The organism is Halorubellus litoreus, from assembly GCF_055378595.1.
In genome coordinates this window covers 842,179-855,463 of record NZ_AP043836.1, presented here as the reverse complement: position 1 = coordinate 855,463, position 13,285 = coordinate 842,179, and the positions used below count along the sequence as shown (strand labels likewise).

The following is a 13,285-nucleotide window of genomic DNA, read 5'->3' as shown; positions in this document are numbered from 1 at the left end:
CTTTTACTCTGGGTCTCCCGGAACGCCCCACCGGACCGGGCGACCGCCGATGGTCGCGGTCAGGCGTTCGATTCGATGGCGGCTTCGACGTCGTCCCAGACGGCGTCGGGGGCGCGTTCGCCGTCGACGGCGACGAAGTCGTCGCGGTCGCTGTAGTGGTCGATGACGGGCTGGGTGTTGTCGTCGAAGACGTCGAGGCGGTTCTGGACGGCTTCTTCGGTGTCGTCGTCGCGCTGCACGAGGTCGCCGCCGCAGTCGTCGCAGACGCCCTCGACTTCGGGCTGGTCGAACTCGACGTGGTAGTTCGTTCCGCAGTCGTCGCAGACGCGGCGGCCGGTGAGGCGGTCGACGAGTTCGTCGCGGGACACGTCGAGGTGGAGGATGACGTCGAGCTCGGTCATGTCCTCGAGTTCTTTGGCCTGTTCGAGGTTCCGCGGGTAGCCGTCGAGGACGTAGCCGTCGGCGGTCGAGAGCGCTTCCTCGACGATGGCGTTGACGACGGCGTCGGGGACGAGGTCGCCGGCTTCCATGTACTCGCGGGGCGTGTCGTACTCGGTATCCATGTCGCTGATGTCCATGTCCTTGTTCGCGCGGAGCGCGTCGCCCGTGGTGACGTGCTCGACGTCGAACGCGTCGGCGATGCGTGCGGACTGCGTGCCTTTGCCTGCGCCCGGTGCGCCGAGGATGAGTACGTGCGGGTTGCTCATACACGGGACGTCACGGGCCGGGTTTAAATCGTTGTAGAAACGCGCTCGATGTTACCGGGGCTTTCCGCTCCTTGCAACCCCATTCGAGCCCGACCCGAGCATCCGACGCGAGCATCCGACGCGAGACCGACGCGAGACCGATGCGACACCGATGCGAGCCCGACGTGAGCGTTCGGCGACCGGTTGGCGCGCGGTGTCGCAGTCGCGCTCGCTTCGGCGAGCGCGGCTGCGTCGATACCGTGGGAGGTTCCCGCGAGTCTATCGAGCGGGAGTCGGCTGGGGAGGGCGTGGCGCGGGACGCTGCGTCCAGGACGGGGCACCGTCCGTGACTCGAACCCGACGAGGTTTACAGAACATGTAAACCCAATCGCGGCGGCCCGCCACGCGGAGGCGAGGACGGCGACGGAATCGAGCGAGATACTGACGCTACGGTGCGGTCGCGGCCGCGGTCGCTGTGTCGTCCAGGATACCCACCGAGCGCGAGCGAGCGAAGCGATCGAGTCGCTCGGCCTTTTTCCATCAACGTTTTTTCAAGTGGGGGTCGCCGGAGCGCCCGAAGGGCGAGGCGACCCTCCGCACAAAAAAGGTTGGAGGCGAACGGTACTTGTGACCGGCGCGCGACGCGTGGCGTATGGACGTTTCACTCGTCGTGCTCGACGGTTGGGGATTGAACGACGACCCGGGGGACCACCGGGATGCGGTCGAGGCGGCGCATACGCCGGTGTTCGACCGGTTGAGTCGACAGGGCGCGCGCGGTCGGCTCTCGGTGTCGGGGCGGCGCGTCGGGCTGCCGGACGGCCAGATGGGGAACTCGGAGGTCGGGCATCTGAACATCGGCGCGGGACGCGTCGTCCGGCAGGAGTACACGCGCATCAGTGACGCCATCGAGGACGGGTCGTTCTTCGAGAACGACGGCTTGGCGTCGGCGTTCGAGTACGCCGCGGACACGGGCGGACGCGTGCACTTCGTGGGGCTCGTGAGCGACGGTGGCGTGCACTCGAGTCAGGCGCACCTGCACGCGCTCGTGGAGATGGCGGCCGACCGGGGCGTGGACGCGGTGACGCACGCGTTCACGGACGGTCGCGACACCGCGCCCGAGTCGGGTGCGGGATTCCTCGCGGACCTCGAGGCGGTCGTCGACGACCACGGTACTGGGGACGTGGCGTCGGTGACGGGCCGCTACTACGGGATGGACCGCGACCGGAACTGGGAGCGCACGAAGGCGGCGTACGACGCCATCGTCGATCGAGAGGCCGACCATCACGCCGCGTCGGCGGTCGAGGCGGCCGAGGCGAGTTACGAGCGCGGCGACACCGACGAGTTCGTGGAGCCGACGACGGTCGGCGACCACGACGGCCTGGAGTCGGGGGACGCGGTCGTGTTCTTCAACTTCCGCGCGGACCGCGCGCGCCAGCTCACCAGGATGCTCGCGAACGACCCGCCCGCGGACGACTCCGTCGCCGAGTCCGACGTCGAGTGGCCGGAGGCGCCGAAGCTCCGACTGGTGACGATGACGGAGTACGACGAGGAGTTCGACGTCCCGGTCGCGTACCCGCCGACGTACCCCGAGGACGTCTTCGGGGAGGTGCTCGCCGACGCCGGGAAGACCCAGTTGCGGATGGCCGAATCCGAGAAGTACGCGCACGTCACGTACTTCCTGAACGGCGGCCGCGAGGGCGCGTTCGACGGCGAGAGCCGGGAGATAATCGAGAGCCCGGACGTCCCGACGTACGACGAGACGCCCGCGATGAGCGCCCGAGCGCTCACGGACGCGGCTATCGCGCGTATCGAGCGCGACGACCCGGACGTCCTCGTGTTGAACTACGCGAACCCGGACATGGTCGGCCACACGGGCGACTATCGGGCCGCCGTGGAGGCCGTGGAGGCCGTCGACACCCAGCTCGGGCGGCTCGCGGAAGCCGTCCAGGCCGCTGGCGGCGACCTCGTCGTGACCGCGGACCACGGGAACGCCGACGACATGGGGACGGAGGAAGATCCACACACGGCGCACACGTACAACGACGTCCCGTTCGTCTTCGTCGACGCGGACGGCACCGACGGCGGCGTTCGCGTCCGCGAGGACGGGTCGCTCTGCGACGTCGCGCCGACGCTCCTGCACCTCGCGGACGTCCCGAAACCGGCCGCGATGACCGGCGAGTCGCTGCTCGTCGTCGACGACTGACTGCGGCGCGCTATCGAGCGCGGCCCGCGGCTGAGTGCGGCCCGCGACCCGCCCCGGAGCGTGTGGCGTGATACCGCGAATCACGCCGCAGTGCGGGAGTTTATTTGATTCCTGTTGCTAGAGGGCGTGTGCAGAGTCCGTTCGACGTGCTGGGGGTCGACCGGGACGCGGGGGAGGACGAGATCCGTCGCGCCTATCGACAGCGCGCGAAGGAGACCCATCCCGACCAGGGCGGGACGCGCCGCCAGTTCCGACTCGTCAAGGCCGCCTACGAGGAGCTGTCCGCTGGCGGCGGCCGCGACTGGGACGAGGTCGCGGCCGACGAGGAGGGCGAGACCCTCGCTCGTACCGAGTCCGTCGTCGAGTACCTCGACTACGACGCCATCGTCGAGCAAGGCTGGAGTCTCGACGACGACGACCTCTTCGAGAAGGCCAACCGCGTCCGGTTCGACGACGCTACGCACGGGACGTTCGTCGTCGAGGGCGACGACAGCGTGCTCGAAGCCGCCGAGGACGCCGGCTTCGACTGGCCGTTCTCGTGTCGCGGTGGTGCGTGCGCGAACTGCGCTGTCGCGGTCGTCTCCGGCGAGATGGACGTCTTCCACGACCACGTGCTCCCCGAGGAGCTCACCGAGCGCGGGATCCTGCTCTCCTGTATCGGGACGCCAGCGACGAGCGACATGCAGGTCGTGTTCAACGTCAAGGACCTCCCCGAGCTCGAGGAGCACCTCCTGCCGCCGCGACCGAGCTGACCGACCGTTATCGCGGCAGCGTCGACCAGTTCGCATTTCGTTTCTGACACCGGAAAGCCGAATACGTCGGCGAGAGAACGGTCGGGCGTGTCCCGAGATTGGACTGGTGCCGAGGGCGAGGACGACTCGCTGACGGGGCCGGACGGGAGCTTCGACCGCGAGCGCGTCGTCTCCGTCGCGTCGTCGGTCATCGAGCGATGGGAGCAGAGCCGTCACCTCGAGGTCGTCCGCGGGCGCGTCAGGAACCTCTTCGTCGCGTTCGCGCTCGTCGCCGCGGCGACGTGGCTGTTCGAGCCACGCGGCCTCAGCGGGTTCGTCTTCCAGGTGTGGTGGCTCGCGAGCCTCCCGCTCGCCGGCCTCACGGGCACGGTGTACGTGACGCTCCGGAACCCGAACCAGGTACGGGACATCTGGTGGGACGACGGCGCGCTCGTCACGCTCGGGCTCGTCGTCGTCGCGATGCTCGCGAAGGCCGCGACGAGCGGGCCCGCCGCGCGGGTCGCCTGGCAGCTCTTGTTCGCCGAGGACTCGCCGACGGGCGTCGACTACGGGTACGACGCAGTCGGCGACGGTATCGACGATGCGCGCGTCGCCGAGATACGCGAGTACGTGAACTGGGCGATACTGGGGTCGGTGGGCATCGTCCTCGTCGACTTCCTCGGGCGGGCGCTCTCCCGGGGCGGCGTCGACGCGGTCCTCGACCTCCTCGCCGGCGGAACCGGCGGTGGCGGTGGTGGCGGCGGTGGCGGTCTCCCGAGCGTCCCGACGCTCCCGGGCGTCCCGACGGACCCGCTCTCGGTCGTTGCGCTCCTCGTCGCTGCGGTCGTCGTCGGCGCGGTCGTCGGCGTCATCGTTGCACTCCAGCGCGAACTGTAGTCCCCGCGACCCGGCTGCCAGCCCCGACGACGCCGGGCGCGTCGCCTCGACGCCGAGCGGCCGCCGGCCACGCGTCACGGGTCGTGCACGCGAGGGCTTAAGCGACCGTCGACCGAACCGTCCGTCGACCACCCGAACCCCATGGACTTCTCGCTCTTCGACGCCACCGTCCGGATCGACGACGCGTTCGTCGACGCCCCGCCCGACGCCCTCCGCCGCGAACTCCGCGAGTACGCGCGTGGCGAGCGCCGCACGTTCGACGTCGCCGTCGCCTACCCCGACGACTTCACGGGCGACGTGATGCGCGCGATGACCGAAATCCCCTACGACGAGACGCGAACGTACGGCGCCCTCGCACGCGACCTCGACACGAGCGCGGTCGCCGTCGGTGGCGCCTGCGCGCGCAACCCCGTCCCCGTGGTCGTCCCCTGCCATCGCGTCGTCGCGAGCGACGGCGGCCTCCGCGGATACTCCGGCGGCGACGGCGTCGACACGAAGCGCCGGCTCCTCGAGCACGAAACCAGGAACGTCGAGGGCGACGACGGCACGCGACAGTCGACGCTCCCCGGACGCGACTGACGGAACGCCGACCTGGGCGACGCAGACCCCGGCGACGCCGACCCCCTCTGACGCCGGCCCCCGGCGACGCCGACCTCAGATACGCCAGCCGCCGGCGACGTCGACTCGCGAGCGCGTTCAGTCGCCGGTACGGAACGAGTAGTCGAGGCTGCGCGCGGAGTGCGTGAGGCTCCCCATGGAGACGACGTCGACGCCGGCGTCGGCGTACGCGGGGACGTCGCCGACGGTGATGCCGCCGGAGGCCTCGACGACGACCTCGCGGCCGCCGGCGACGGCGGCGTCGCGGACAGCCGCCGCGACCGACGCGGTCGTCTCCGGGTCCATGTTGTCGAGGAGGACGACGTCCGCGCCCGCGTCGACCGCGCGCACGGCCTCCTCGCGCGTCTCCGCTTCCACCTCTATCTTCGTCGCGAACGACGCTCGCTCGCGGAAGTGTGCGACAGCGTCCTCGAGCCCCATCTCGGCGACGTGGTTGTCCTTCACCATCACCATGTGCGAGAGGTCCAGGCGGTGCGTGTCGCCACCGCCGGCGACGACCGCGCGCTTCTCGACCCCACGCAGCCCTGGTGTCGTCTTCCGAGTCGCTACGATAGCGACGTCGTCGCTGAACTCGCGGGCGGTGTCGACCGCGCGACGCGTCTTCGTCGCCACGCCCGACGCGTGCCCCGCGACGTTCACCGCGACGCGCTCGGCGCGTAGCGTCTCGCGCGCCGCCCCCGACGTCCGCAGCACCACGTCGCCCGCAGCGACCCGGTCGCCGTCGTCGACGCGCTCCGTGACGTCCACGCCGAGGTACCCGAACACCGCCTCGGCGGCCGCGAGTCCCGCCGCGACGCCAGCCTCCTTCGCGACGAGCCGCCCCGTCGTCTCGCCTGAGACGTCGTTCGTCACGTCGTGATGGCCGACGTCCTCGCGCAGCCACCGTTCGACGTCCGCGTCCGTTATCATCGCCGACCCTCCCGCCGTCGTCTCTCCCGTCGTCGTCCCGGTCGCATCATTCGGCCTCCGGCGTCGGCGCCTCCTGGTCGTCCGTCGACTCCTCGCCGTCGACGACGTAGTGACAGCCGACGCTCTCGGGGTTCTCCGCGGCGGCCTTCGCGACCAGGAGCGCGACGACGCTCGCGTTCCGCAGCTCGAACAGGTCTCGCGCCGTCCGCGTACGGACGTACGCGTCCACCTCGCCTTTGAGTCGACGGAGCGCCGCTTGCGCGCGCCCCAGGTCGGCGGCGTTCCGCCGGAGGCCGACGTGCTCGCTCATCACGCGCCGGAGCCGCCGGAACTTGTCCGCGGCGAAGCGCTCGGGGAGCGCCGGGTCGCTGTTCCGGTACGACGGCCCCTCGACGACGAGCGCGTCGCGGTCGAGCGCGTCGCGGGCGACCGCGTCCTGGCCCGCGCGCAACCCCCAGACGAGGCCCTCCAGCAGGCTCGTCGAGGCGAGCCGGTTCGCGCCGTGGACGCCGGTCCGCGCGCACTCCCCGACCGCGTACAGGCGGTCGAGGGTCGCGCGTCCGTCGTGGTCGACGGCCACGCCACCACAGAGGAAGTGCTCGCAGGGCGTCACCGGAATCCCGGACTCCCAGTCGACCTCGCGCTCGTCGCACTTCGCGGCGAGTCCGGGGAACGCCTCCTCGAACGGCTCCGCGAGCGGGGAGACGTCCAACCGGACCTCACCGGTCGCCTCGCGTTCCGCTGCGACCGCTCGCGCGACGACGTCCCGCGGCGCGAGCTCCGCGTCCGCGTGATAGTCGGGCATGAACCGTTCCCCGTCGCCGTTCACGAGGTGCGCGCCCTCGCCGCGGACCGCCTCCGAGAGCAGGAACGAGTCCTCGCCGTCGTACGCGGTCGGGTGGAACTGCACGTACTCCATGTCCGCGACGTCGGCGCCCGCGAGCGCCGCCATCGCGATACCGTCGCCCGTCGACCCCGCCGGGTTCGTCGACGTCTCGAAGCAGTCGCCGATACCGCCGGTCGCGAGCACCGTCGCGTCCGCGTACACCGCTTCGCCCTCGGGGGCACGCGGCGCGAGTCCGTCCGCGTCGAACGCGTCCTCGGGCGCGCTCGCCTGCCGGTCCAGGACCGCGCCGTGGACGCGCCCCTCGTCGGTGACGAGGTCGAGCGCCGCGGTGTCCTCCAGTAGCTCGACGTTCTCGACGTCCGCGAGATGCGAGAGGAACGGCCGGAGGACGTGCTGGCCGGTCGCCGCGTCCACGTGCAGGATTCGATTCTCGCTGTGCGCGGCCTCGCGAGCGAAGTCCAACCCGCTGCCCTCGGCGTCGGTGTCGAACGGGACGTTCAGGGTGTCGACGAGGACGTCCGTCACCGCCGCCGACGCCTCCTCGACGAGCACGTCCACCGCCTCCTCGTCCGCGGTCCCCGCGCTCGCCGCCACGACGTCCGCCTTCAGCGATTCCGGGCGGCCGCGCGTCGTCGCGATACCGCCCTGCGCCCAGTCCGAACTCGCGTCGGCGGGCTTCTGGGCTTTCGTCACGAGCAGGACGTCCGCGCCGTCCCGGGCCGCCGCGAGCGCCGCCGCACACCCCGCGATACCGGAGCCGACGACGAGCACGTCCGCGACCCGCGGACCGGATGCGTCACGCATGATTCAGACCTCCAGCATGCGGTCGAGCGCGACCTGCGCGAGTTCCTTCTCCTCGGGCGCGACCTCGACGACGTTGCGCTCGCGGCCCGCGACCAGTTCCTCCAGGACCCACGTCAGGTAGTTCGGGTCGATCTGGCGCATCGCGTTGCAGTCCATGCACGCGTCCCCACAGAGCGGGAGGACCTCGACGTCGGGATGCCAGCGGTCGAGGTGCTTCGCGAGGTGGATCTCGGTCCCGATCGCCCACGCCTCGCCGGGGTCGGCGTTCGCGACCGTCTCGCATATCGTGGCAGTCGAACCGACGACGTCCGCCGCTTCGACGACCTCGCGCCGGCACTCGGGGTGGACGACGACGTTCGCGTCCGGACGCTCCGCGCGGAGGTCCGCGATGTGCTCCGCGGAGAAGCGCTCGTGGACCTGACAGTAGCCGTCCCAGAGGACGATGTCCGCCTCGGCCGCGGCCGCGGCGTCCTTCCCCTCGGGGTCCCACGGGTCCCACTCCGTTATCGCGTCCTCCATCCCGAGCTCGTACGCGGTGTTCTCGCCGAGGTGCTTGTCGGGGAGGAACAGGACCTTGTCGCCGCGCTCGAACGCCCACTCGAACGCGTCCGCGGCGTTCGAACTCGTACAGACGAGGCCGCCCTGCTCCGCGCAGAACGCCTTCAGGTCCGCGTACGAGTTCATGTACGTGATCGGGATGATGTCGCTATCGGGGGCCGCGGCCGTGATCTCCTCCCACGCCGCGTCGACCTGGAGCGCCTCCGCCATCCCCGCCATCGGACAGGACGCCTCCATGCTCGGGAGGACGACGGACTGGTCGTCGTCCGTGATGATGTCCGCGCTCTCCGCCATGAACGTCACGCCACCGAAGACGACGTACTTCGCGTCCGCGTTCGCCGCCTCCTTGCTGAGTTGGTAGGAGTCGCCGACGAAGTCGCTGTGCTCGACGATCTCGCGGCGCTGGTAGTTGTGCCCGAGGACGACGACGTCGTCGCCGAGTTCGGCCTTCGCCGCCTCGATGCGCTCGCGGCGCTCTCCCTCGTCGAGGTCCCGGTAGGATTCGGGCAGTTGCTCCAGGTTGTCGTACTTGAAGAGACTCAACTCCGTCTCGAACGTCGCGGACTCCATCTGGGCCACTTTGACTCACCTGTTGTTACTAGCCGCTCGGAGAGCCACATTGAAGAACTTTTCTCTACAAAGACCGGTACCGGTGAGGTACCACCACCGAATAGTGGCTCGCGTCGGCAGCGAGTTGTGTGTCGGTGGTTCGAAGATGAATGATACGCGCGACCCGCGACCGTCGACGAACCGTCGAACAACGCTGGAGAGGGGTGGGTTCAGCGGTTCTCGCTGCAGGCCGGTCGCCGCCACGGCGGCACTCGCTCCCCGTCGTCGGCGTCGTCGCCGACCGCTTCGTCGTGCTCGGCGAGCAGCCGTGACTGTTCCGCGAGCGTCACCGACTCCAGCAGGAGCGCGAACGTCACGGCGGTGACCGCGACCGCCAGCAGGGACGCGCCCTCGCGCGTGACCCCGCTGGTCGGGAGGACGACGGCGAGCATCCTGAGGACCCGTCGTCCGTGTGGTACGTCCACCGGGACTCGCCCGTAGTGCGTCCGGTAGTACGCGAACGGCCCGAAGGAGAACAACGCGACCCACGGGACGACGTCGGGGACGGTGGGGACCTCGCCGACGAGGAGGAACCCGGCGACGCTCGCACTCAGACCGAGGCATCGCGCGGCCATCTCGTTCGATCGGAGCACCGCTGCCAGCCACGTCCAGGCCGCGCAAGCGCGCTGCGCCGGCCACGACCGCGTCGTCCACCGCCGCAGCGGGTCCCGCCGGACCGCGAGCGCCGCCGCACGCGCCGTCGGGTCGTCGTCGACGGACTGGTCTCGCTCGCACTCGTCTCGCTCGCGTTCCAGCCACGCGCGACCGTCGAGTTCCGCCATCGCCATCACCGCGACCCCCACGCCCGCGAACGAGACGACGGTCACGCCGATGGCCACCCAGCCGTCCTCCTTCGGGACGAGGTAGAGGAGGGCGAACGGCCAGAAGCTCGCGACGTCCCACGGCCGGGACTCGTCGGAGAGCGCGTCCGGATGGTGCGCGAGGTAGTACGTCCCCGGCCCGAGACCGCTGGCAGTGAGGCTGGGGAGATACTCGGGACCAACGACGAACGCGTCGACGAGCACGAAGCCCACAACGGCCGCGGCCGCCCCGAGCCACCACGCCGCCGCCGACCGCGACGCGAAGAACGCACCGAGTCGCGCGACCGCTGCACGCGGGTCAATCGCCATCGGTCCACCTACTCGACGACGCCGGGTCGTCGACGCCCTCGTTCCCCACCTCGGTCCCTGGACCGCCGCGTCCGGTGTCGCCGAACCCGTCGCCGATGCGGACCTGTTCCGCGACCGTCATTCCTTCGATGAGCAGTACGAACGCGGCTGCGGAGGCGGCAACCGCCAACCCGTCGTCGCTGACGACGAGTCCAGCGGTAGTCGCAGCCCACTGACGTATGAACCCGCGATGCTTGTGTCGGGTCGTCTCCGGGCGTTCCGGGTCGGTCCCGTGGTACACCACCGGTGCGAGGCCGAGCAAGAGTGCCCACGGGACGGCGTCCGGGAGGTCGAGGACGAACGCGCTGGTGAGGAACCCGGTGCCGCTCGCGGCCGCACCGACCCACCACGCGAGTTGCCGGTCCGCGCGGAGTCGGTCCAGGAACGCGTCTCGCATCGACCGCATCGCTCGGAGCGGTGGCGTCGCCGCGAGCCACGCCACCGCGCGCTCGACGCGCGGCGACGGTTCCGGGTCGTCGTCGCGGCGGACGTGATGATACCGCTTCGGCGGCGCGTGGACGTCGATGCGCGCGCCCGCCACGACCGCGACCCAGAGCCCGACGATGGCGACCGCGAGCGCGACGGCGACACCCACGTCCGCGCCGCTCGGCAGCAGGTACGCGAACAGGAGCACCGCGACGGCGACGGCGTCCCAGTTCACTGACTCGCCCGCCAGCGGGTCGTAGTACCGCACCGGATAGTGGAGGACGTAGTACGTCGCGAGCCCGACGCCGACGCCGAACACCAAGAGGAGGTAGATGGGTTCGTCGACGACGGCGGCGAGCCCGAACGGGCTCCCGACGGCGACGGCGACGGCGAGATACCGCGACGCGTCGATGCTGTCCCGGAAGAACGCGTGCACGGTCGCGACCACCGCCACGCCGCCGTCACCGAGCACGTACGATACCTCCGGACGCTGGACCGGGCTCGCTCCAGGCCCACGCGACTCGACTCCGAGCTGCGGCGGACGCGGATCGGTCAGTCTGCATCGACGGCACTGGCCGGTCTCCGGTGGGTCCCGCCCTCGACGCCGTGGTCGCCGTCGTCCGCGTCCTCGTCGTCGGTCGCGTCGACGACGTCGACGACCGCAGTGATGACCGCGAGGAAGACGGCGCCGTACACGGCCACGAACGAGACGATGTACTCCATGAGGGGGAGGTCGTCGGAGATCAGCATTGTCAGCGGAAGTAGCATCGCGAAGTTCCGGATGAACCCGCGGAGCATCGCATCTTGACTCCACGCGGACAGGTCGTAGTGTGCCATGTAGTACGTGCTCCCGCCGACGCCGAGCGGAAGCAGGAGGTACTGGTAGAGCGAGAGATGGGCGTAGTATTCGGCTGCGAACAGCGCGCCGATACCGAGCGCGAACCCGAGGCCGAGCGAGAGGGTGCGACTGGCGCGGAACACGCCGGCGAGTCGCGCGAGCCACCTGCGTGGGAGGGAGAGCATACGCGAAAGTCTCGATTCTCGACGTATATTTCTTGTGACGTGAAAGGCCCGCGAATCGGGCTCCGGAGCGAGTGTCAGCGCGCGTCGTGGACGACGTCGCCGTCGACGACGGTCATCGCGACGTCGACGTCCCGGAGTCCTTCGGGGTCCATGCTCCAGGGGTCGTCGTCGAGGACGACGAGGTCGGCGTGCTTCCCGGGTTCGACGGTGCCCATGCGGTCCTCGTCGAACCCAGCGTGCGCGCCGCCGAGCGTGTACGCGCGCAGCGCCTCCGTGACGGTGAGGCGCTGGCCGTCGGCGGGCGCGTTCACGGCGTGATGGACGCCGAGCATGGGGTCCATCGGCATGACGTCCGAGGAGAACGCGAGGTCGACGCCCGCGTCCAGGAGGTCGCGGTAGCGGTTCGACTGCTTTCGACGCGCTTCCCCCAAACGCTGGTCGTAGAGCCCGCCGGGCTGGGCCCACTGGAGGAAGTTCGGCTGGCACGAGGCGACCACGCCGAGTTCGGCGAACCGCTCGATGTGGTCGTCGGTGACGAGTTCGACGTGCTCGACGCGATGCCGGGCCTCGCCGGGGTCGTCGGTGCGCTCGTACGCGTCCAACGTCGCCGTGATGGCTTCGTCGCCGATGGCGTGCGCGGTGAACTGGAGGTCGTAGCCGTCGGCGCGGTCGACGAAGCGGTTGAGTTCATCGGAGTCGACGACCCACTCGCCGCGGCCGTCGCTCTCCGGGTCGGCGTCGTCGGCGTCCGCGTCCGCGTACGGCTCGTCGAGTTTCGCGGTGCGGCCGCCGAACGACCCGTCAGTGAACGACTTCACCGCGCCGACCTGGACGAACTCGCTCCCGTGATTCGATGCGAGGCCAGCGTCAGCGAGCGCGTCCAGGTGGTCGGTCCAGTAGTTGATGCGGACGCGGAGGTCGAGCGCGTCGGCGAGGTCGAGCTCGCGGTACACCTTCGGCGCGGGCGACTCGCGGACCATGTCGTGGACCGCGGTGACGCCGTGCCTGTGGGCGTAGTCGCGAGCGGCGCCGAGGAGCTCGCGGGCCTCCGCGCGGTCGACCTCGGTCGCGTCCCAGAGCGGGTCCACGGCCTCCTCGACGAGCACGCCCGTCGGTTCGCCGTCCTCGTCGGTGCGGACGTCCGGGTCAGTATGGTCGACGTCGAGGACGTCGAGCGCGACGGAGTTCACGGCCGCGGTGTGCATGTCCACGCGCAGGGCGGCGACCGGCTGGTCGGTGCTGACGGCGTCGAGGTCCTCGCGAGTGAGGTAGCGGCCGTCGGGCCACGCGGATTCGTCCCAGCCGAACCCGAGCAGCCACTCGCGGTCGCGCGGCGCGTCCGCGTCCAGGGTCGCGACCGCGTCGGCAAGCGTCTCGGCGTCGGAGAGGTCGGCGTACACCTGGTACTGGCCGAGCTGGAGCATGTGCGTGTGCGCGTCGACGAACCCGGGGAGGAGCGTCCGGCCGCCGCAGTCGACGACGTCGGTCTCCGCGCCGACGAGGAAGTCGACCTCGTACGCGCTGTCGACGCGCACGACCCGGCCGTCGCGGACGGCGACGGCCTCGTGCGTTGCGTCTGGCTCGGCGAGCGTGTGGACGTCCGCGTTCGTGAACACGCGGTCCGCAGGCGTCGTCATACCCGAGAGCGACGCCCCGCGTCAGGAAAACCCTACTGCTCGCGGCGAGCGACCGATGTCGGCGTCGACGGTCGCCGCCGAAGGTGGCGCGTTTCGCTCTCGCGCGCGAGCCGGTTCTCGGCGGGCGGGGGGGGGCGCGGTGGCGTCGGCGCTGAACGGTGCCGCGTG

12 protein-coding genes are annotated in these 13,285 nt (G+C 70.6%); 4 read left to right on the top strand and 8 right to left on the bottom strand.

The window, feature by feature from the left end; all coding sequences use genetic code 11:
- Positions 1-59: 59 nt before the first annotated feature.
- Positions 60-707 carry an adenylate kinase gene (locus ACZ48X_RS08385; protein WP_336352369.1) on the bottom strand — a complete coding sequence of 216 codons (648 nt, stop codon included), beginning with the start codon at positions 705-707 and terminating at the stop codon, positions 60-62.
- Positions 708-1,338: 631 nt separating this feature from the next.
- Between ACZ48X_RS08385 and gpmI the strand changes: the two genes are divergently transcribed.
- From gpmI to ACZ48X_RS08365, 4 genes are all read left to right on the top strand, one after another.
- Positions 1,339-2,889, top strand: coding sequence for a 2,3-bisphosphoglycerate-independent phosphoglycerate mutase (gpmI, locus tag ACZ48X_RS08380; protein ID WP_336352368.1), 1,551 nt, complete (start codon positions 1,339-1,341; stop codon positions 2,887-2,889).
- Between the two features lie 128 nt (positions 2,890-3,017).
- Positions 3,018-3,641 carry a ferredoxin Fer gene (gene fer / locus ACZ48X_RS08375; protein WP_336352367.1) on the top strand — a complete coding sequence of 208 codons (624 nt, stop codon included), beginning with the start codon at positions 3,018-3,020 and terminating at the stop codon, positions 3,639-3,641.
- An 87-nt stretch (positions 3,642-3,728) separates the two neighbouring features.
- Positions 3,729-4,517: a hypothetical protein gene (locus tag ACZ48X_RS08370; protein ID WP_336352366.1), complete on the top strand. Its 789-nt coding sequence runs from the start codon at positions 3,729-3,731 to the stop codon at positions 4,515-4,517.
- 141 nt (positions 4,518-4,658) lie between these two features.
- Positions 4,659-5,096 carry a methylated-DNA--[protein]-cysteine S-methyltransferase gene (locus ACZ48X_RS08365; protein ID WP_336352365.1) on the top strand — a complete coding sequence of 146 codons (438 nt, stop codon included), beginning with the start codon at positions 4,659-4,661 and terminating at the stop codon, positions 5,094-5,096.
- A gap of 117 nt (positions 5,097-5,213) precedes the next feature.
- Here the strand turns inward: ACZ48X_RS08365 and nadC are convergent, their stop codons facing one another.
- The 7 genes from nadC to ACZ48X_RS08330 all read right to left on the bottom strand — a co-directional run bounded on the left by nadC (position 5,214) and on the right by ACZ48X_RS08330 (position 13,117).
- Positions 5,214-6,044 (bottom strand): carboxylating nicotinate-nucleotide diphosphorylase, encoded by an 831-nt coding sequence (nadC, locus tag ACZ48X_RS08360; protein ID WP_336352364.1) that lies wholly within the window; start codon positions 6,042-6,044, stop codon positions 5,214-5,216.
- Positions 6,045-6,090: 46 nt separating this feature from the next.
- Entirely contained in the window at positions 6,091-7,695 is a 1,605-nt protein-coding gene (locus tag ACZ48X_RS08355; RefSeq protein WP_336352363.1) for an L-aspartate oxidase, read from the bottom strand.
- A 3-nt stretch (positions 7,696-7,698) separates the two neighbouring features.
- Positions 7,699-8,823: a quinolinate synthase NadA gene (gene nadA / locus ACZ48X_RS08350; protein ID WP_336352362.1), complete on the bottom strand. Its 1,125-nt coding sequence runs from the start codon at positions 8,821-8,823 to the stop codon at positions 7,699-7,701.
- 209 nt (positions 8,824-9,032) lie between these two features.
- Complete coding sequence (locus ACZ48X_RS08345; RefSeq protein ID WP_336352361.1) at positions 9,033-9,992, bottom strand: hypothetical protein; 960 nt, start codon at positions 9,990-9,992, stop codon at positions 9,033-9,035.
- Positions 9,982-10,929, bottom strand: a complete 948-nt coding sequence (locus ACZ48X_RS08340) for a hypothetical protein (protein WP_336352360.1) — start codon at positions 10,927-10,929, stop codon at positions 9,982-9,984. The genes ACZ48X_RS08345 and ACZ48X_RS08340 overlap by 11 nt, the downstream gene beginning before the upstream one ends.
- A gap of 80 nt (positions 10,930-11,009) precedes the next feature.
- Positions 11,010-11,480 (bottom strand): hypothetical protein, encoded by a 471-nt coding sequence (locus ACZ48X_RS08335; RefSeq protein ID WP_336352359.1) that lies wholly within the window; start codon positions 11,478-11,480, stop codon positions 11,010-11,012.
- Positions 11,481-11,554: 74 nt separating this feature from the next.
- The gene (locus ACZ48X_RS08330; RefSeq protein WP_336352358.1) at positions 11,555-13,117 is read right to left on the bottom strand and encodes an amidohydrolase; all 1,563 of its coding nucleotides are present in this window, start codon (positions 13,115-13,117) and stop codon (positions 11,555-11,557) included.
- Positions 13,118-13,285: the final 168 nt, after the last annotated feature.